The organism is Mycoavidus sp. SF9855 (assembly GCF_024582735.1).
In the GTDB taxonomy this organism is placed as follows: Bacteria; Pseudomonadota; Gammaproteobacteria; order Burkholderiales; family Burkholderiaceae; genus Mycoavidus.
Genome location: NZ_CP102085.1, coordinates 496,602 through 515,670 on the forward strand (window position 1 = coordinate 496,602; position 19,069 = coordinate 515,670).

General features: G+C 51.0%; 17 protein-coding genes and 1 pseudogene. 7 read left to right on the forward strand and 11 right to left on the reverse strand.

Features of this window, described 5'->3' with window-relative positions:
- Nucleotides 1–194: 194 nt before the first annotated feature.
- The 4 genes and pseudogenes from NQD60_RS02125 to rsmA all read left to right on the forward strand — a co-directional run bounded on the left by NQD60_RS02125 (nt 195) and on the right by rsmA (nt 5,203).
- On the forward strand, nt 195–2,495 hold the full coding sequence (locus NQD60_RS02125) for an LPS-assembly protein LptD (protein WP_257101236.1): 2,301 nt from the start codon (nt 195–197) through the stop codon (nt 2,493–2,495).
- A 56-nt stretch (nt 2,496–2,551) separates the two neighbouring features.
- Nucleotides 2,552–3,034 (forward strand): annotated as a pseudogene (locus NQD60_RS02130) (SurA N-terminal domain-containing protein); the annotation flags it as partial.
- Nucleotides 3,035–3,239: 205 nt separating this feature from the next.
- A complete protein-coding gene (gene pdxA, locus NQD60_RS02135) occupies nt 3,240–4,364 on the forward strand; it encodes a 4-hydroxythreonine-4-phosphate dehydrogenase PdxA (protein ID WP_257100869.1) in 1,125 nt (374 codons plus the stop codon).
- Nucleotides 4,364–5,203 (forward strand): 16S rRNA (adenine(1518)-N(6)/adenine(1519)-N(6))-dimethyltransferase RsmA, encoded by an 840-nt coding sequence (gene rsmA / locus NQD60_RS02140; protein WP_257100870.1) that lies wholly within the window; start codon nt 4,364–4,366, stop codon nt 5,201–5,203. Before pdxA ends, rsmA begins: the two co-directional genes overlap by 1 nt.
- Before the next feature lie 37 nt (nt 5,204–5,240).
- On the opposite strand, the gene NQD60_RS02145 is transcribed toward rsmA, so the two are convergent.
- The 9 genes from NQD60_RS02145 to miaB form a co-directional block, all read right to left on the reverse strand.
- On the reverse strand, nt 5,241–5,987 hold the full coding sequence (locus tag NQD60_RS02145) for a 1-acyl-sn-glycerol-3-phosphate acyltransferase (protein WP_257100871.1): 747 nt from the start codon (nt 5,985–5,987) through the stop codon (nt 5,241–5,243).
- 6 nt (nt 5,988–5,993) lie between these two features.
- Entirely contained in the window at nt 5,994–6,551 is a 558-nt protein-coding gene (gmhB, locus tag NQD60_RS02150; RefSeq protein WP_257100872.1) for a D-glycero-beta-D-manno-heptose 1,7-bisphosphate 7-phosphatase, read from the reverse strand.
- Between the two features lie 84 nt (nt 6,552–6,635).
- Entirely contained in the window at nt 6,636–8,735 is a 2,100-nt protein-coding gene (glyS, locus tag NQD60_RS02155) for a glycine--tRNA ligase subunit beta (RefSeq protein WP_257101237.1), read from the reverse strand.
- Between the two features lie 28 nt (nt 8,736–8,763).
- On the reverse strand, nt 8,764–9,714 hold the full coding sequence (gene glyQ, locus NQD60_RS02160; protein WP_257100873.1) for a glycine--tRNA ligase subunit alpha: 951 nt from the start codon (nt 9,712–9,714) through the stop codon (nt 8,764–8,766).
- Nucleotides 9,715–9,872: 158 nt separating this feature from the next.
- Nucleotides 9,873–11,453, reverse strand: coding sequence for an apolipoprotein N-acyltransferase (gene lnt / locus NQD60_RS02165; RefSeq protein ID WP_257100874.1), 1,581 nt, complete (start codon nt 11,451–11,453; stop codon nt 9,873–9,875).
- Nucleotides 11,454–11,541: 88 nt separating this feature from the next.
- Entirely contained in the window at nt 11,542–12,429 is an 888-nt protein-coding gene (locus NQD60_RS02170; RefSeq protein ID WP_257100875.1) for an HlyC/CorC family transporter, read from the reverse strand.
- A 56-nt stretch (nt 12,430–12,485) separates the two neighbouring features.
- Nucleotides 12,486–13,145: a gamma-glutamylcyclotransferase gene (locus NQD60_RS02175; protein ID WP_257100876.1), complete on the reverse strand. Its 660-nt coding sequence runs from the start codon at nt 13,143–13,145 to the stop codon at nt 12,486–12,488.
- A gap of 12 nt (nt 13,146–13,157) precedes the next feature.
- Nucleotides 13,158–13,616, reverse strand: coding sequence for an rRNA maturation RNase YbeY (ybeY, locus tag NQD60_RS02180; RefSeq protein ID WP_257100877.1), 459 nt, complete (start codon nt 13,614–13,616; stop codon nt 13,158–13,160).
- Nucleotides 13,613–15,013, reverse strand: a complete 1,401-nt coding sequence (gene miaB, locus NQD60_RS02185) for a tRNA (N6-isopentenyl adenosine(37)-C2)-methylthiotransferase MiaB (protein ID WP_257100878.1) — start codon at nt 15,011–15,013, stop codon at nt 13,613–13,615. Before miaB ends, ybeY begins: the two co-directional genes overlap by 4 nt.
- 288 nt (nt 15,014–15,301) lie before the next feature.
- On the opposite strand from miaB, the gene NQD60_RS02190 reads away from it, so the two are divergent.
- Entirely contained in the window at nt 15,302–16,135 is an 834-nt protein-coding gene (locus NQD60_RS02190) for a ferritin-like domain-containing protein (protein ID WP_257100879.1), read from the forward strand.
- A gap of 9 nt (nt 16,136–16,144) precedes the next feature.
- Here NQD60_RS02190 and NQD60_RS02195 read toward each other — a convergent pair whose 3' ends face one another.
- Both NQD60_RS02195 and NQD60_RS02200 read right to left on the reverse strand, forming a co-directional pair.
- The gene (locus NQD60_RS02195; RefSeq protein ID WP_257100880.1) at nt 16,145–17,458 is read right to left on the reverse strand and encodes a cytochrome c; all 1,314 of its coding nucleotides are present in this window, start codon (nt 17,456–17,458) and stop codon (nt 16,145–16,147) included.
- 38 nt (nt 17,459–17,496) lie between these two features.
- Complete coding sequence (locus NQD60_RS02200) at nt 17,497–18,219, reverse strand: cytochrome c (protein ID WP_257100881.1); 723 nt, start codon at nt 18,217–18,219, stop codon at nt 17,497–17,499.
- Nucleotides 18,220–18,429: 210 nt separating this feature from the next.
- Here NQD60_RS02200 and rplU point away from each other — a divergent pair, with 210 nt between their 5' ends.
- Together rplU and rpmA are read left to right on the forward strand one after the other, a co-directional pair.
- Nucleotides 18,430–18,741: a 50S ribosomal protein L21 gene (rplU, locus tag NQD60_RS02205; RefSeq protein WP_026921389.1), complete on the forward strand. Its 312-nt coding sequence runs from the start codon at nt 18,430–18,432 to the stop codon at nt 18,739–18,741.
- Nucleotides 18,742–18,761: 20 nt separating this feature from the next.
- A complete protein-coding gene (gene rpmA, locus NQD60_RS02210) occupies nt 18,762–19,025 on the forward strand; it encodes a 50S ribosomal protein L27 (RefSeq protein ID WP_223693739.1) in 264 nt (87 codons plus the stop codon).
- Nucleotides 19,026–19,069: the final 44 nt, after the last annotated feature.

Below are 19,069 nucleotides of genomic sequence, written 5' to 3' on the forward strand. Positions count from 1 at the left end.
TCAACAGGATAGGAGAATGTCATCAAAATATAACGAATAGAGATCTTGCCTATATAATACCCGATGACTTTTTTGTATGCTGTTGGGCGAGGGTCTCTTTGGGCATTGCTTTTAGACATATTCCAAGCTTCGGCAGTTTTAAATTTTTTTATTCAACTTTGCCTCGATCTATTCATCCGCGTCTTTCATCTTTAATGGCTGCTTTGCTGGCGTTGCCAGCCAGTATGCCGCTCTGTGCATTCAGTCAACCGCTAGGGCAGGTCATCAGTGCGGGTGCGCCGGTAGTGCTGACTACATCCTCTGGGCTGAGGCTAGCGCCGCAACTTGAAGAGCACCCATTACGCGCAGGTCATGGCGCGGCAAAATTTGTGCTGGGTGATCAAGTCGAAGCGCAGGGCGAGCAACAAGTGACCGTTTCGGGCGCCGCTGAGGTGCGCAGCCCAACCCTCGTGATCAAAGGCGACCGGCTGCATTATGATGCCGCCACCGATCAAGCGGATGCTTACGGGAATGTGCGCATTATCAACAAGGGTAATACTTTTAGCGGACCTGAAGCGCATTTGAAGGTCAAGGCGAATGAGGGCTATATGCTCTCGCCTAACTATCACTTCAATGCTGGCGGTTCGGGTAGTGCGCAACGGATTGACGTGTTGGATCCTGAGCGCACAGTGATTACGCATGGCACCTATACGGGATGTCCATGTCCGCAGCCGGCATGGAATATCAAGGCGAGCCGGGTTGAATTTGATAAAGCCAATAACTCGGGTGTGGCGCGCAATGGCGTGCTGTTTTTTCAGCAGGTGCCGCTTTTTGCTAGCCCTTACCTTTCATTTCCATTATCAACCGAACGGGTCTCTGGGTTATTGCCGCCGGTGGTTGCACTGGGTTCAACCGCGGGCGCCGACGTTACGTTGCCGTATTACTTTAATCTTGCGCCGAATCGTGATTTGACGCTTTATCCACGTTATATGTCGCACCGTGGCACGCAGTTTGGGGCGGATTATCGTTATTTGTCGCCCACCTATGCGGGCTCGATCAACGTTGAATATCTGCCTCATGATGAAGTCATGCAAAGCCGGCGTTATGCCATCTATGCGCAACACCGGCACGAGCTGAAAAATGGCTTAGGCGCTTATTTCAACTACAACCGCGTATCGGATAAGACTTATCCAGAAGACTTAACCGCCGGTAATATTTTTATGAACGGCACGCAGCTGCTCTATCAGCAAGAGGCCGGCCTGACTTATAACCAGGGCCCTTGGTCCGCACTGGCGCGCGTGCAGCGTTGGCAAACGTTGCCGCCATCGGCTGCGCCTTATGGGCGGGAGCCTGAGTTAAACGTTAAATATGAGCGTTATGATGAATATGGTTTTGATTTTGGCGCGCAAGCGAATTATTCGCGTTTTAGAATTGCTACGGCGGATTTAACAGAAGGTGAGCGGATTTATTTAAAGCCATATCTGAGTTATCCGCTGATGACTCCGGCTTATTTTATTGTGCCAAAGCTGCAGTATCATCTGGCTTCGTATGACCTGAGCACGATTGCATCGACGGCTGGCCCTCGCCAACCCCGCTATTTTGGCTCGGCGATTCCAACGCTTAGCTTAGATAGTGGACTCGTCTTTGAGCGTGCAGTGCGTTTTTTTGGAACAGAGTATATTCAGACTCTTGAGCCGCGGTTATATTATGTGTATACGCCTTACCGGGAGCAAAATTTTATGCCGCTCTTCGATACGGCGGAAGCCGATTTTGGTTTGGCCGAAATTTATACTGAAAACACTTTTGTGGGTAATGACCGCGTGGCCGATGCAAGCCGGTTGACGGCAGGCATAACAACACGTTTTACTGATCCAGTAACGGGCCATGAGCGAGGGCGTTTAGTGGCGGCGCAGCAGTACTATTTTCAGCAACAGCGGGTGACTTTGCTACCCAATGAGTCGAATCTGCGAGCCAATCATTCCGATTTATTATTGGGTGCTGCGCTGAAATTAAGGGCGGGCCTTAGCTCAGAAACAGCGGTGCAATTTAATGCGGATAATAATGAATTGATCCGCTCCAATATTGGCTTTGGTTGGAGTCCAGAGGACCGCAAGGTGTTGAATTTGGCATATCGCTATACACGTGCTAATCCAACGCTCAACTATCGGCCTATTAAGCAGGCGGTGATCTCTGCCCAATGGCCGTTAAGCCGCCGTTTATATGGCATAGGGCGGCTTAATTATGGCCTCGATAGCCGCCGCTTAGTCGATAGTCTATTAGGTTTTCAGTATGATGCGGATTGCTGGGCATTTGGCTTGGCAATCCAGCGCTTTGCGAATGGGATTGATCCGAGTGGAGCGAATGCGACTGGCACGCGTGTGCTGGCGCAGCTTGAGTTTAAAGGGCTGTCAAGAATTGACAATGGATTGATTGAGCAATTGCGTGCGAGTGTGCCAGGATATGTTGGACTGCCGCCACCGCCGCCACCGCCCTCGCGTTTTTCAAATTATGAGTAAGTGAGTTGTTTATGCGAATTTTTGATTGGGTCAGGCTCTGTACTGCCACGACTTTAATGGTTTTATGTGTATTTCCTGCGGCCGCGCGTGAGCAAAAACTGGCGCATTCTGTTGGCCAAGAAGTAGATCGAGTGCTGGTGGTGGTGAATCATGAAGTGATTACCAAACGTGAGCTAGCTGCCCGTCTGGAGCTCGTAACACGCCGTTTACGGCAGACCCATGCGCCGCTGCCGCCGGCTGCGCATTTACAGCGGCAGGTGTTGGAGCAAATGGTGTTAGAGCGGATGCAGATCCAACGGGCGAAGGATGAGGGTATTGTGGTTAATGATGAAATGGTGCAACGTACACTTGAACAGATCGCACAGGCCAATGGCTTGTCGCTTGAGCAATATCGCAAGCGCTTAGAAAAAGAAGGCGTAGCGTGGTCAGTCTTTGTGGGCGATGCAAAAAATGAACTGATCTTTAGTCGGCTGCGCCAGAAAGAAGTAGACCAAAAAATTGTTGTCTCTGATGCTGAAGTGGCTAATTATCTGGCTAATCACCATAGCGCTGATGTAACCGGCCATAAGCTAGATGCTGAACGATCTCTCGCACAGCCAGAAGAAGTACGCCAAGCAATTGGCATGCACAAAGCTGAAAAAGCTTATGCCGACTGGCTGCGTGAGTTGCGAGATAGCAGTTATATTCGATATCAATTCGAGATAGAACCGCTTTAATTTTATTTGCTAAGTTTCGGCTTACTTTATGCACCCTGACTTTGCATTTAAGATCGCGATAACCACTGGTGAGCCAGCCGGGGTTGGCCCTGAGTTAACTGCGCTAGCGCTTGCTCGTGCGCTGTTAACGGAGTCTCCTGCTTGGCCTGATGCCCATTTTACTGTGCTGGGCGACACTGCCTTACTGGAGGCACGCGCCAAGGCAGTTGGTGTTGACTGGCTCGCGCTATTGGCAACTGGATACCTTACAGTACGCCACGAAGGGCTGGCTGCGCCTTCTAGAGCAGGCCAGCTTAACGCAAAGAATAGCCATTATGTGCTTGCGCTGCTTGATGCCGCTATCGATGGAGCGTTGGCTGAGTCTTTCGATGCGATCGTGACTGCCCCTCTACAAAAAAGTGTGATCAATGAGGTCGGTATTCCGTTTACCGGCCATACTGAATATTTGGCGGCTCGTACGGGGACTGCGCAGGTGGTTATGATGTTGGCAGGCTCGCGCAATGCGCGAACTGAATCTGCGGTGCTGGCTACGCCAACGCCCACCTCGGCTGCTGTCGAGAAGATCGCTCGCTTGCCTAAAATTTCACGCGTGCTGGGCCATGATTTCCGGGTGGCGCTGGCGACGACCCATATGCCGCTCAAAGAAGTTGCCGCGGCGCTCACGATTGATAAATTGATGGCTACGCTAGGCATTATCGATTCTAATTTGCGCCGTGATTTTGGCATACGGCAGCCCCGTATTTTGGTGACAGGACTAAATCCACATGCGGGTGAGCAAGGGCATCTTGGCCATGAGGAGATCGAGGTTATTATCCCGGCGCTAGAGCAAGCGCAGGCATTAGGGATAGATGCCCGCGGCCCCTATCCAGCAGACACCTTGTTTCAACCGCGGTATTTGGATCAGGCCGATTGTGTGCTTGCCATGTATCATGACCAAGGGCTGCCGGTGCTGAAATATGCGACTTTTGGTACCGGTATTAATGTGACGCTTGGTTTGCCAATTATCCGAACTTCGGTAGATCATGGCACCGCACTGGATTTGGCAGGTACCGGCCAGGCTGATCCAGCGAGTTTATTAGAAGCGATTGACGCTGCCGTTGTGATGGCCCGTCATCGCCGGTTTACACAGCTCAACTTGGTTTCTTCAATCTGATGCAAGATAGCAAATTTAGCTCAGTCGCTAGCCAGCGGCATCAAGGTCATATTGCTCGTAAGCGCTTTGGACAGAATTTCTTGGTAGATACTGGCGTTATTGAAAGGATTGCGGCGGCCATTGCGCCGCAGCCAGACCAATGCGTGATTGAGATTGGCCCCGGTTTGGGGGCGCTGACAGGACCCTTACTCACCCACTTAGGGGTGACGGGCGTATTGCATGCGATTGAACTTGATCGTGACCTTATTGTACGCTTGCAAAAACGCTTTGGCGCTCAGCTGATATTGCATGCAGGAGACGCGCTGACGTTTGATTTTCGGGCATTGGCAATGGCGCAACCGGTAGCGCCTGCCTTGCTACGCATTGTAGGTAATTTGCCTTATAACATCTCAACCCCATTGCTTTTTCATTTATTGAGCTGCGCTGACTGGGTTGTGGATCAACATTTTATGTTGCAAAGTGAACTGGTTGAGCGCTTGGTCGCAAGTCCAGGTAGTAAGGCGTATGGGCGCTTGTCAGTGATGTTGCAGTACCGCTACGAGCTCGATAAGCTGATTGATGTCCCTCCGACCGCGTTTTCGCCTGCTCCCAAAGTGGATTCTGCCGTGATTAGAATGGTGCCGCGTCCGTCGCACACTTTGCCTGAAGTGAATTGGGTAGGTTTTTCTGAGGTGGTGGCAGCGGCTTTCTCGCAACGGCGTAAGATGTTACGTAATACCTTGGCGGCCTATCGCACCCGGATTGATTTTGATGCCATGGGTTTCGATCTTGCGCGTCGTGCAGAAGAAGTGGCGGTCAGCGAATATGTCGCTCTTGCACAGCAAATCTCCGCCCGCTGAGCTTGGCGGAGATTTGCTTAATGGGGTCCTTGCCTAATTACAGATAAGCGGCCGGGTCAATGCGCTGCATCTCGGTTTCAATCCAAGCTTCAACCTCTGCATTCACTTCAGCCGGAGTACGGCCTGCTGTTTGGATTGGTTGGCCAATCGAGATAGTGACGACGCCTGGATATTTTATGAAAGAATTTCGAGGCCAGACATGTCCAGCGTTGTGTGCAATTGGAATCACCGGAACGCCGGCACTGACTGCAAAATGCGCGCCGCCTGCTTTGTATTGACCTCGTACGCCAATAGGGGTACGAGTGCCTTCCGGAAACATAATAACCCAGGCACCTTCGGCAAGCCGCGTGCGCCCTTGTCGGATCATGGAAGCAAATGCGCTATGGCCTTTTCTGCGGTCAATTTGCACCATCTTTAGCATACCCAGGGTCCAGCCAAAAAATGGTACAAACACCAGTTCTCGTTTAAAAACAAAGCACAACGGGCGTGGCATCAGCGCAGGAAAAGCCAGCGTTTCCCATGCCGATTGGTGCTTCGATAATAATACGGCGGGGCCGTTGGGCAGATTATCAAAGCCTTTAAATTGGTATGTGATACCGTTGAGGGTGCGTAGCATCCATAGTGTGATGCGGCACCAAGTGGCCGCCATTGCGTAACGGTGCCGTGCGTTCATAAATGGGAAGACTAAAAAGCACAGCAGCGCGTACGGAATCGTAAACACAAGCAAATAGAGCGATAAAAGTAATGAACGAATCAATACACCAGACGGTTTAGCAAGCAGCATAGATATTTAAACGGTAGAATTTGCCAAAAAATCAAGCGAAAAAGCCCATAAATCTGGGTGGATTTTTGTGCCGCTGGGCAGCATGCCAGCTTCATAGGTTGCGCGGCCCTTGCCGGTTAAAACCAGATGCACTGGAAAACCCAGGGCTGCTCCTGCCACTAAATCACGTTGCGCATCGCCCACCATCGGCGTAATGGTCGGTTCAATGTTAAAGCGCTCAGCAATCATCTGTAGCATACCGGGTTTTGGCTTGCGGCAATCGCAATTGTTATGGGCTGTATGGGCGCAAAAGAATACAGCATCAATCCGTGCGCCGAGCGCGGCGGCAGCTTGATGCATTTTAAGGTGAATGGCATTTAAGGTAGCCATATCAAAAAGACCGCGCCCAACCCCTGATTGGTTAGTTGCGACCACCACTCGATAGCCGGCTTGATTAAGTCGTGCAATGGCCTCAAGGCTGCCTGCGATAGGCCGCCATTCGTCGGGCGATTTAATAAATTCATCGGCGTCGTGATTAATCACGCCGTCGCGATCGAGAATGACGAGTTTTTTAGCTGTACTCATGGTTAGACGGGTTAATCTCTCTTGTTTTGAGGCATAGTTAGCATAGGCTGAGCCTCTTATCGCTAGAGCCAATAGCTTTACCAATTATCCTGTCGCTAGTTTTGAAAGGTCAGCTACGCAATTCATCAAGCTCCACAGTTGCGCGAGCAGAGCGAGTCGGTTCATCCGCAAAGCGCTATCTTCTGCATTGACCATCACCCCATCAAAAAATGTATCAACGTTGGTGCGTAATTGAGCCAGCGTGACTAACACTTGGGTATAGTGTTGTGCCGCAAGCTGTGTTTGTACGGTCGGTGTGATGGCTTCGAGTTGCACATAGAGGGCTTTCTCGGCGGCTTCTGTGAGTAAGGCTGGCTGCACTGTAGCGGGCGTTTCTGCCGATTTTTTCAAAATATTGGTAATGCGTTTATTCGCTGCGGCAAGTGCTGGTGCTTCAGGGAGCGCGGCAAATACGCGTACAGCCTCAAGCCGTGCCGGCAGATCGTCGATACGCGTTGGCGCATGGCTCAGTACGGCTTCGATTTCATTGGCGTGATAACCGCGCTCGCGTAATAGACCACGTAGCCGGTCTCGCAAGAAAGCCAATAGCGCGTCGCATGGATCTATCATCTGCGGCAAAGAGGCAAATGACGCAAAACTTGTGCGCAAGAGTTGTGCTAGATCGAGCGGCAACGCTTTTTCAAGCACCATGCGCAGTATCCCGAGTGCGTGCCGGCGTAATGCAAATGGGTCTTTATCGCCGCTTGGCGCAAGCCCAATGCCCCAGATCCCAACCAAGGTCTCAAGTTTGTCGGCAAGCGCGACTACTGTACTGGTGATTGAAGCGGGCAACGCATCGCCAGCAAAACGCGGCTGATAGTGTTCGGCGCAGGCTTGTGCAACTTCCGCAGGTTCGCCGTCGTGGCGGGCATAATACTGCCCCATTGTGCCTTGCAACTCGGGAAATTCATTCACCATCAAGCTTAGTAAATCCGCTTTTGCCAAGCGTGCGGCGCGTGCCACGAGTGAAGGATTGGCGCCAAGCTGAGGCGCAAGTGCCGTGGCGATATTTTCGATGCGTTCTATGCGCTGCAATTGTGAGCCGAGTTTATTATGGTAGGTCACGTTTGCAAGCTGGGGCACCTGCTGGATGAGTGGCTTTTTGCAATCCTGCTCAAAAAAGAATTTTGCATCGGCAAGCCGTGCCTGCACAACGCGTTCATTGCCTGTAATAATCGCCTCAGGGGTGGTGGTTGCCAGATTTGAAACCACTAAAAAGCGTGCCTGCAGCGCGCCGTTGACATCCGTGAGCGCAAAATATTTTTGATTGGTTTGCATGGTCAGAATCAGGCATTCTTGCGGTACGGCAAGAAATACCGGATCAAAGCGGCAGAGGTATACGGCGGGCCATTCAACCAGTGCGGTGACCTCATCCAGTAAGGCCTCGGGCAAGCTTATGCGTGCTGCGCCAGCATGTTTGATTAATGCACTGCGAATGACTTCGCGGCGGGTCTCGAAGTGGGTCAGTACTCGCCCAGTTTGATTGAGTGTGTTGCTATAGATATCTGCATTTGGCAGAGTGATCTCATGATTTGACAAAAAGCGATGCCCCAACGTTGTGCGTCCGGCCTTAAGCCCGAGCGCGCTCACGGGCACAATGGCTGTGCCATGCAGGGCAAGCAGCTTATGCGCGGGCCGTACAAACGCTACCCAAGAGCCATCAGGAGCTTGATAGCGCATGACTTTGGGAATTGGAAGCTGCGCTAAAGTTTCGTTAAGCGCTGTTTGCAAAGCCTCGGTTAGCTCGGCGCCAGGCACTGTACGATTTAGAAAGAAGGCCTCAACTTTACCGTCGAGTGCACGCTCAAGCTCTGCTAGCTTTAAATCGGCAAGCCCGAGCGCCGCCAGTTTTTTAGTGAGCGCAGGGGTGGGTTGTCCAGTCGCGTCAAGCGCAATGGAGACCGGCAATATTTTCTGGCGAACCAGCTTAGCGGGTGCCGCGGCACGTACTTGGCGGATCACCACAGCTAAACGGCGCGGGGTTGCATGCCGCTCAAAATCAGGAACGCCAGCAATCAGGCCCTGTGCGTTAAGCTTTTCGACCAGGCCGTTGGCAAACGCATCAGCTAAGCGCACAAGCGCTTTGGGTGGCAGTTCCTCAGTGAGCAGTTCAATGAGTAAAGTATGGATAGCGGATTGACTCATAGGAGGGGTGAGTGACGGCATGGCTTACTTAAGCCTGAGTTGGAACGGGGGTACGCGTGAGCATTGGAAAGCCAAGTTTCTCGCGTGAATCATAATAGGCCTGTGCAATCTGTCTTGACAGTCCGCGGATGCGGCCAATATAGGCGGCCCGTTCGGTCACTGAAATTGCGCCGCGTGCATCCAGCAAATTAAATGTGTGCCCTGCCTTCATAATCATTTCGTACGCGGGCAGCGCTAGTTGGGCTTGAATCAGGCGTTTTGCTTCCATTTCATACTGGTTAAAAAAGCTAAATAACAGTTCGACATTGGACTGTTCAAAATTATACGTGGACTGCTCGACTTCATTTTGGTGAAAGACATCGCCATAGGTCAGTATACGGCGTCCACTTTGAGTCTCGTTGGTGGAGGTATTGAGGGAGTTATGCTCTGGCCATTCAGCCCAAATCAGATCGTAAACGTTTTCAACTTGCTGCAGATACATGGCAAGCCGTTCTATGCCGTAAGTAATTTCTCCTAATACGGGTTTGCAATCGAGGCCGCCGACTTGTTGAAAATAAGTAAATTGCGTGACCTCCATGCCATTTAGCCAAACCTCCCAGCCTAGCCCCCAAGCGCCCAAGGTTGGGTTTTCCCAATCGTCTTCAACAAAGCGCACGTCGTTTTGGGTAAGGTCGAGTCCGAGCGCTTTAAGTGAGCCAAGATACAACTCGAGAATATTTTCTGGCGCTGGTTTTAACACCACTTGGTATTGATAATAATGCTGCAAACGGTTTGGATTTTCGCCATAGCGGCCATCTTTGGGTCGGCGCGACGGCTGCACATAAGCTGCTCGCCAAGGCTCAGGGCCGATTGCACGCAAAAAGGTTGCGGTGTGCGAGGTACCCGCACCCACTTCCATATCATACGGTTGCAACAGAGCGCAGCCCTGTGCATCCCAGTATGTTTGCAAGGTCATGATGATTTGCTGAAAGGTAAGCATTGGAAAATCCGAACATTCATATATGGCATGGCTAGCAAAGCGCTTGCTTTGAATCCGGCCATACCGAATATAGGCTAAAACCACAGATTTTAACGGTTATTGTTTGGCTTGGCGATTTTTGCTTAAGTCGCGCAAGGAGATAATGGGTAGGCGCTGCGTTAGCGGGGGTGCATCGTCCGCATCCGTGCCGCTGCAAAAATCACCAGCAGCACAAGAGAAATAATCAACACTGGCGCATTGCCATAAGCAATATAGGGGGTGAGTCCCACTCTACCTTGTACACGGGCTTCAAGTGCGCCAATGGTGAAAGCCGCTAATCTTTTTTCAACCTGGCCATCGGGGCCAATGACTGCAGTTGCTCCGGTATTGGTTGCACGCAGCACTGGGCGGCCGGTTTCAAGTGCGCGCATTTGCGCAATCTGTAAATGTTGGTCAAGTGCAATGGTGTTTCCAAACCAGGCGAGGTTGGTTGCATTGACGAGGATACTCGCTGGTATTGGGGTTTGGCGTAAAGTGCGAGCGATTTCTTCGCCGAAGATATCTTCGTAACAAATATTGAGCGCCAGCGGTTGCTCGCCAACAAAGAAAGGCAGCTGGACTGCCGGCCCACGTGCGAAATCACCCAATGGCATTTTCATGAGTTCAACAAACCAGTGAAAGCCCCATGGAATGAGCTCGCCAAATGGCACCAGGTGGTGTTTGTCGTAGCGGTAAAGAATGGGCGAACGTGGTGTAACCCCAAATAGGCTGTTGGTTAGATCAATTAGACCAGCGGCTGTGAGGGTCGCGCCGACCGAGCCGAAAATCACAGTTGAACCGGTTTGGTCAGAAAAATCTCGGATCGCGTGTGCAAAAGGTTCAGGTATATCCTGTTCTAGAACTGGGATTCCCGTTTCGGGGGTGATGATTAAATCAGCAGGCTGGGTGGTGATCAGTTCTTGGTAAAGTGCAATCGCCATATCAATACCTTGCTGTTCGAACTTTATTTCTTGCTGCACATTACCTTGCAGTAGGCGCACGGTGAGGGGCGCATGATTGGCGGGTTTCGTCCAAGAGATTTTCGTAGCCGCTATGCCGCCACTGAGCAGCACGATAATGATTATTAAGGGTGCAAGTACAGTCCATTTGCGCTGCTTATGCACCGCGGTTAACGTTTGTATCATCAGCGCGGCGTTAAAAGCCAGCAACCAGCCCACGCCATATACGCCAGTGACAGCGGCATACCCTGCTAACGGACCCGCAACTTGTGGATAGCCGCTTGCTAGCCATGGAAAACCGGTAAAGACAACGCCACGCAGCCATTCGCTAAGAGCCCACGCACAGGCAAACACCAAGCTACTGCGCCAGCCGATTTTTTGGCTAGTTGCAGATAGGTTTGATCGAGCGGCGGATACGACATTTTTATCTGTCTGCGAGTGAGTCCCGCTGCAAAAATACCATAAGGCAGCAGCCAAAACTGGCCAGGCTGCTAGATACAGAGCGAATAGAATTAGAGCTGCGAGCGCGAGTATAGCTGGCATACCGCCGTAGACATGCATGCTGATATATAGCCAGAATACGCCGCTCACAAAGTGGCTGAAACCGAATACCCCGGTGGCCAATAAAGTAGCGCGCAGGGTGCGCTGATGTGCAATCAGGACAAAAAATAACGTAAAAGTGACGATTTCAAGCCAACCACCATATGGCGTAGGCGCGAATGATAAGGTATGGGCAAGACCGGCCAATACAGCAATTAGCATGGGCAAGATCTGTCGCCAATAGGGCATAAGGCGTGCCTTAGCTGGCAGCGTTCGAGTTAAGGGAGGCAACTGCCAGCCATGGCGTGGCTTAATGGTGCTCAGCGCTGGCTTCAAATTCACCGGGCAGAGCCGTATGTGGAGCACGGCGCACAAGCAACATGTGAATCTGGCGTGCGTCACCTCGCAAAACCTCAAAGATCAGATTATCGATACGTACTTTTTCACCACGATGCGGCACACGAGCGAAGCGATGGGTAATCAAGCCGCCAATGGTATCGACTTCATCATCGCTATATTGCGTGCCAAAGACTTTGTTGAACTGCGCAATTTCAGTCAGGGCGCGTACGCGACAGCGGTCATCCGGCGAGCCGATGATATTGTCTTCTTCTTCATCGAAGTCGTATTCATCTTCAATATCCCCAACGATCTGTTCAAGCACATCCTCAATCGTAATGAGGCCAGCAATACCGCCATATTCATCCACCACAATCGCAATGTGATTGCGGTTTACCCGAAAATCGTGCAGTAGCACATTGAGGGGCTTCGATTCAGGAATGAAAACAGCGGGGCGCAACATGCCGCGCACATCGAAATCCTCTTCTGCATAAAAGCGTAGCAAGTCCTTGGCAAGTAGAATGCCAATCACATGATCCCGGCTACCATCATAGACGGGATAGCGCGAATGAGCTTTTTCAAGGACGAATGGGATAAAGCTCTCTGGACTATGCGCAATGTTAATCGCATCTATTTGCGCGCGTGGCACCATGATGTCACGCGCGCATAAATCTGTTACTTGAAAGACGCCTTCAATCATCGAGAGCGAGTCTGCATCGATCAGATTGCGGCTATGCGCATCTTGGAGCACTTCGAGCAGTTCGCTACGTGAGTCAGGCCCTGGAGAAATAAGGTCAGTTAGACGCTCGAGCAATGAGCGGGGTTTTCCGGTGAGTTTTCGACTGGGATAGACATCGTTCATATGGATGCGTTGCGGTTATAGGCCACGCGCAGAAAATAAAGAGCTTAAAGGATACACTAGTCGTCGGTTTTTTTGCATTGGCAACGCTCAAGCAGCGCTTCCAGTGCTCGGTCAGGGATGCCGCTAGCGCGTAGCGCTTCAACGGTGCGTGCTACGTAATCAAGTGTGGTGCCGCAGTGGCCCTGTGCGTGTTTAAAGGCGGTGCGCACAATATGATCTGGCAAACGTCCGGCATAAGTGGGTTTGTCGCGGTGCATCACAAAGGTCAGCGCGCGTACGCGGCGGCCGTCGTTGAGTTGACATGCTAGCCAAACAGGACGGTACGAGCCCATCGCCATTTCACGTTGCCACAGTTTTTCTAAATGAGGCATGGCGCCATCGGTGGCGATTCTAAAGGCGAGACCGGCGCATGAGCCGCCATGGTCAAGCGCTAGCACAAGGCCAGGGATCTGTGGCGTGCCGCGGGTCAGGCATGACCATAAATATAAGCCGCGATGGTAGCCATAAACGCGTGCGCTGCATGATTCAGCAGCGGGTAAATCAGGCTTCCAGATCAGTGAGCCATAGGCGAAGAGCCAGAGGTCGGAGGTGCGATCCCACTGTTTAAGGGAGGTTTGCAGTGAATGCGCCAACTCTTCATCGGTGAGTGGATGGACTTCGCCAAGCAGTGATGGATAATCTGGCGCAGCGGCTGCATTGCCCTGTTGATTCATCATAGAAACAGTCATTTAGCAATATGGGTTATCAAAACCAAGTTTGGCAAGCAATTCGGTTTCCAGTGATTCCATAACAGATGCTTCCTCGTCGTTGTCATGTTGATAACCTTGTGCATGCAAAATACCGTGCACAATCAAGTGTGCGTAATGGGCCACGAGCAGTTTTTTTTGTTCGTTGGCCTCCCGTTCAATGACTGGGCAGCACAACACCAAGTCGGCAGTAACTGGGTCGCTGAGGTTTTCTGCATAATTAAAAGTTAAGACATTGGTTGCATAATCTTTGTTGCGCCAAGTACGATTAAGCACTCTGCCTTCTGGCTCATCAACAAAGCGCAGGGTCAGTACGGCATCTGCAAAAAGCGCAGGCTTAATCCAGTGTATGAGCGTAGCGCGTGGCATCAATGCTTTATGCGATGTGCTGTCGCTGGCTACGAATTGTACGGTAAGTTGCAAACGAGGGGCGTGTTTCATGATGTCATGATTTTGCCGCGCAGCGAATGTGCATAAGCTTCTTCAATGGTCAGCTCAATAATTTGCCCAACTAGGCGTTGATGAGTGTGAAGCGGCGCTGGAAAATTGACAACGCGGTTATTTTCCGTGCGTCCGCAAAGCTCGACTGGATTTTTACGCGATGGCCCTTCGACCAATACAGATTGGGTGCTAGCGACCATCGCTGCGCTGATTTTTTGTGCATTGGCTTCAATCGCCGCTTGTAAACGTTGCAGGCGGCCTAGCTTAACTTCATGTGGCGTATCATCTATTAGATTGGCCGCGGGCGTGCCAGGACGGGGGCTATAAATAAAGGAAAAACTAGTGTCATAGCCGATTTCATCGACCAGCGCCATCAGTTTATCAAAATCGGCCTCTGTTTCTCCTGGAAACCCTACGATAAAGTCTGTCGAAAGCGAAATATTGGGGCGTATGGCGCGTAAGCGCCGCACAATGGATTTATATTCAAGCATAGTGTAGCCACGCTTCATCGCCGCGAGTATCCGATCAGAGCCGTGTTGCACGGGTAAATGCAAATGATCGACCAACTTAGGTGTGTTTGCGTACGCATCAATTAAGCGTTGGCTAAATTCTTTGGGATGAGAAGTGGTGAAGCGGATACGTTCAATGCCGGGAATCTCGGCGACATATTCAATCAAAGTAGCAAAGTCGGCGTATTCAGAGAGATTGTTTTCTGAAGCGGGAGCGAGCGTGGGTTCGCCTATTGGGCTTTGCCAAAGTCCCCAGTAAGCATTCACATTTTGACCCAGCAGTGTGACTTCGCGCACGCCTTGCTCGGCTAGGCCGGCGATTTCAGTTAATACGTCAGGAAGTGGGCGTGAGACCTCATCACCGCGTGTATAGGGTACTACGCAGTAGCTGCAATATTTGCTGCACCCTTCCATAATTGACACAAAAGCACTGGGGCCGTTGACTTGCGCCGGTGGCAGATGATCGAATTTCTCGATTTCTGGAAATGAAATATCGACTTGAGCGTGGCCGGTGCGTCGGCGCTGTTCGATCATGGCGGGTAGCCGATGTAGGGTTTGCGGGCCAAAGACCAGATCGACATAAGGCGCGCGGGCAATAATGGCTTGCCCTTCTTGGCTTGCCACGCAGCCACCGACACCTATAATAAGTTCCGGTTTGGCTTCTTTTAGGATACGTGCGCGGCCGAGGTCCGAGAAAACCTTCTCTTGCGCTTTCTCGCGCACTGAGCAGGTATTAAATAGAATAATATCGGCTTCTTCGGCAGAGGTTGTTTTAACCAATTCTTGCTCGAAAAGGTTCTTTGCTGTTGTCAGCACATCGGCCATTTTGTCAGAGTCATATTCATTCATCTGGCAGCCGAAAGTTTTGATATAGACTTTCTTGTTCATAAAAAGCGCCGTTCTCAGGGGTAAAAACTGGGGGCGATTGGAGTTGGTGCTCAGATGCGTTTTTTATATGATGAACTAAACTAGATATTGATAACGCAGACGCACCAGAGCATATCTGTATAAAAAGCGTATTATAGCTGGCTATTTGCCTGAAAGTGGCCCGTCTTTATTACAATGATGGATCGACGGGAGGCTTTTGCTGCTGACTTTTAGGTTGCGGCTGGGCCGTAGATTTTTACCGAATGCCCGAGTCTCTAAGCAGAGGAGTCAATTTTGGAGAGTCAAAAGATGCAAGCTGACACTATTGATATTACTACATTGCCATGGCGTGTTGAGGATATTGATTTTAGCCGGATTAATTACACGGCTGTGCGCGCAAGCGAAGAGCTAATGCTATTGTTGTGCGCTTCATCGTTTATCGAAAGCGGTTCTGATTTATATACCAAGAATTTGGTGAATTACTTTGGTGAAGATGCCGAAGTCGCTGAGTGGCTTAGCCTGCACTGGGAGCATGAAGAATTGCAGCATGGCCGAGCACTTAAGACGTATATTAACCATGTTTGGCCGCAATTTGACTGGGAGCTTGCGTTTGCGAATTTCTTTGCCGAATATTCAAAAATATGCACCGTGGATGAATTCGAGAAAACACGTGCCCTCGAGATGGTGGCGCGCTGCGTCGTTGAAACCGGTACGGCTACGCTGTATCGCGCAATCAATGAATGCTCCAACGAGCCGGTGCTGAAAGAAATCACCAACCATATCCGCACAGATGAAGTGCGTCACTATAAATACTTCTTCAAGTATTTTAAGAAATATAACGAAATTGAAAAAAATGGCCGCTGGGCTGTGCTTTGTGCACTGGTGCGGCGGCTCTTTGAAATTCGTAATGACGACACGGAAATTGCTTTGCGCCATGTATTGGCAATCCGCTATCCAGAGCAAGCTGGCAATTCAGCCCACGCACGGCAAATGAGTGCGCGTGTAAATAAGCTGGTGCGCCGTCATTTATCGGCGGATATGTGCTTGAAGATGTTGCTTAAGCCGCTTGATTTACCGCCGCGGATCCAGCCGAGCGTGCATTATCCACTGGCCAAGCTTACGCAACACCTATTTTTCCGTTAATCGCCCGGTTTACTCGAGTGGCGCCGAGCGCAAATCATTGACCTGCTGTGGCGACACGGATGTACCGTGGTTGCCCCAGGACATCCGAATATAGCTTACAACGGCTGCAACCTCCTCATCAGACAAATGCTGGGCAAAGGGCGGCATTCCGTATGGGCGTGGATTGCCGGTAGTGGAAGGTGGGTAGCCGCCATTGAGCACCATCCGAATCGGGTTAACGGCCGAGTGCATTTGAATTGACTGATTGTCTGCCAGCGGTGGGTATGCGGGAGGCTGGCCACGCCCATTTGCTTCGTGGCAGCTAGCACACTGTTGTGTGTAAATTTTTTCGCCTTGTGTAAAGAGCTTGGCGCCAAATGCTGCTGAAGTGACAAGCTGTACGGGTTCGGGCGGTTCACCTTTTTGCGGTAATGCTTTCAGATAAACTGACATAGCCCGAATATCTTCATCAGACAGATGCTGCAAGCTATTATGCACCACTTCGGCCATTGGCCCAAATACGGCGCCGCGTTGCGAAACGCCTGTTTTTAACAGATCGTCGATATGCTGGAGATGCCAATCGCCAAGACCGGTTTCTTTATTTGACGTTAATGAAGGGGCATACCAATTTTGTAATGGGATTAAGCCCCCACCAAAGGCTGCGCTTTGGTCGGAACCACCCAGCGCGTTAATGCTGGTGTGGCACATCGCGCAGTGGCCCAGGCCTTCAACCAGATATGCGCCGCGATTCCATTCAACTGATTGAGCTGGGTCGGGCTGAAACTCCCCTTCAGAGAAAAAAAGCGTGCGCCAGCCGATTAAGAGGTTGCGATTATTGAACGGAAACCGCATCTCATTAGGCCGGTTTGGTTGCTTAATGGCTGGCACTGAACGCAGATAGGCATAGATTGCATCGGAATCGGCGCGTGTCACCTTGGTGTAGCTGGGGAACGGAAAGGCTGGATAAAGCAAGCTACCATCTTTTGAGCGCCCGTTATGCATGGCGCGATAGAAATCGTCTGAGCTCCAGGTGCCAATCCCGGTTTCGTTGTCAGGGGTGATGTTGGGCGTATATAGGGTGCCAAATGGTGTCGGCATAGGAAGGCCGCCGGCGAACTGCTGGCCACCCCGCACCGTATGGCATGCAATACAATCTCCTGCGCGTGCAAGATAGTGGCCGTGCTTGATCAATTTGGCTTGATTGTCGGGTGTGCTAGCGGGGCCACTATGGCTGGAGGCTGGGATGTTACCCCGCCACAGTATAGGGGTAAACATAGCCACGGCGGCAAGTATGAGCGCTAATAGTGCGGTGGCCAACAATCCGAATAAGGTCTTACGTTGCATGCTGAGTTCCTTGATTTTTCTAAAATGGCGCTTTTAACTCAGTGAGGCTGGCTGCCACATGAGAGCGGCAATTTTAGTGAGCCTGCTGGAGCGGGGGCGGCATTGGGGGGCGCTGGTTGCATCGCAAGCCAGGTGGAGACAGCACGGATATCGGTATCACTAAGCTGGATAGCAACGGTATGCATGCAATCGGGAGCTGTCGCATGGCGAATCCCTGAACGCCATGCACCGAGTTGGGCGCTGATGTAATCAGCATGTAAGCCAACTAGGCCTGGAATGGCGGGCTCCATCCCGGTGAGGGCTTGACCATGGCACGCAATACAAGCGGGTACATTTTTAGTCGAGTCCCCATGAAGAGCAATCCGCCGGCCGCGTTCAAGCTGTGATGGCGGCAAGTTGGAGAGCTCAGGCACTGGGTAGGGTGGATGTAGGTTGGCGTAATACACTGCGATTTCACGTAGATAATCGTCAGAAAGATAGGTTACGAGGTAATTCATTGGCGCATATTTACGCCGGCCTTCACGAAAATGTTTCAGTTGGTTGTACAGGTAATCGGCGGGTTTGCCGGCTAAGCGGGGGAAGTAATCATTGTCGGTTCCTTCCCCTTGGTTGCCATGACAGATAGCGCAAGCTTGCACCCGCGCAGCAATCGTATCTGGGGCCCGTAGGGAAGAGGTCTCAGCATGGGCGAGATTAAATAATCCGCTGCTACTCACAACTAGGACCGCCAAAATGCGGTGAAAAATAGGTTTTAAAGCCACCCGGGACTCCGTTATATATAAACAGGCATCAACTAGGCTTGGTCTAGCCTAGCGATATGATAATTCTTCGTGGTTGCGTATTTTATCATCGAGTGATTCAGAGAGGATATTTGTATTTTTGACTCTATACCCAAATCACTATACAATATTGCCTTTTCGTGCTTAAAGCCGAAGAAATTAAACGATTAATTTATTAATGAGGTACACACAATGTACGCGGTCATAAAAACCGGTGGCAAGCAATATAAAGTTGCAGCCGGCGAAAAATTGAAAATAGAACAGATACCGGCAGACATTGGCGCAGAAGTGACTCTTGACCAGGTATTAGCAATTGGCGAAGGTGAATCAATCAGATTCGGCGCGCCACTGGTGAGTGGAGCTAGCGTCAAGGCTACCGTTGTTGCCCAAGGGCGGCATCAGAAGGTCACGATCTTCAAGATGCGTCGCCGCAAGCACTATCAAAGGCATGCTGGCCATCGGCAGAACTATACTGAAGTGCGCATTGACGCAATTAACGGTTAAAGCGGTCTAAGGAGTTACTCATGGCACATAAAAAAGCAGGCGGGTCATCACGTAATGGCCGCGACTCAGAGTCAAAACGGCTTGGCGTTAAAGTATATGGCGGCCAGGCAATCAATGCGGGCGGCATTATTGTGCGCCAGCGCGGTACGCGTATGCATCCAGGCGAGAATGTCGGCATCGGTAAAGATCATACGCTGTATGCGTTGACTGATGGTCACGTATGTTTCACAATTAAAGGCAAAGCGAGCAAAAAGATGGTCAACGTGGTTGCTGTAGCTGCTTAACGCAGACCACGTAGTCGTCCGGTTTGTCCGGCTCAATGCAAAAG

Coding starts and splice junctions, on each gene's coding strand:
- miaB (WP_257100878.1), bottom strand. CDS start 15,013: ATGAACAAGAAAGTCTATATCAAAACTTTCGGCTGCCAGATGAATGAA.
- glyQ (WP_257100873.1), bottom strand. CDS start 9,714: ATGCTTACCTTTCAGCAAATCATCATGACCTTGCAAACATACTGGGAT.
- NQD60_RS02170 (WP_257100875.1), bottom strand. CDS start 12,429: ATGAACGATGTCTATCCCAGTCGAAAACTCACCGGAAAACCCCGCTCA.
- NQD60_RS02190 (WP_257100879.1), top strand. CDS start 15,302: ATGCAAGCTGACACTATTGATATTACTACATTGCCATGGCGTGTTGAG.
- gmhB (WP_257100872.1), bottom strand. CDS start 6,551: ATGAGTACAGCTAAAAAACTCGTCATTCTCGATCGCGACGGCGTGATT.
- lnt (WP_257100874.1), bottom strand. CDS start 11,453: ATGCTAATTGCTGTATTGGCCGGTCTTGCCCATACCTTATCATTCGCG.
- rpmA (WP_223693739.1), top strand. CDS start 18,762: ATGGCACATAAAAAAGCAGGCGGGTCATCACGTAATGGCCGCGACTCA.
- glyS (WP_257101237.1), bottom strand. CDS start 8,735: ATGAGTCAATCCGCTATCCATACTTTACTCATTGAACTGCTCACTGAG.
- NQD60_RS02145 (WP_257100871.1), bottom strand. CDS start 5,987: ATGCTGCTTGCTAAACCGTCTGGTGTATTGATTCGTTCATTACTTTTA.
- pdxA (WP_257100869.1), top strand. CDS start 3,240: ATGCACCCTGACTTTGCATTTAAGATCGCGATAACCACTGGTGAGCCA.
- rsmA (WP_257100870.1), top strand. CDS start 4,364: ATGCAAGATAGCAAATTTAGCTCAGTCGCTAGCCAGCGGCATCAAGGT.
- NQD60_RS02125 (WP_257101236.1), top strand. CDS start 195: ATGGCTGCTTTGCTGGCGTTGCCAGCCAGTATGCCGCTCTGTGCATTC.
- rplU (WP_026921389.1), top strand. CDS start 18,430: ATGTACGCGGTCATAAAAACCGGTGGCAAGCAATATAAAGTTGCAGCC.
- ybeY (WP_257100877.1), bottom strand. CDS start 13,616: ATGAAACACGCCCCTCGTTTGCAACTTACCGTACAATTCGTAGCCAGC.
- NQD60_RS02195 (WP_257100880.1), bottom strand. CDS start 17,458: ATGCAACGTAAGACCTTATTCGGATTGTTGGCCACCGCACTATTAGCG.
- NQD60_RS02175 (WP_257100876.1), bottom strand. CDS start 13,145: ATGATGAATCAACAGGGCAATGCAGCCGCTGCGCCAGATTATCCATCA.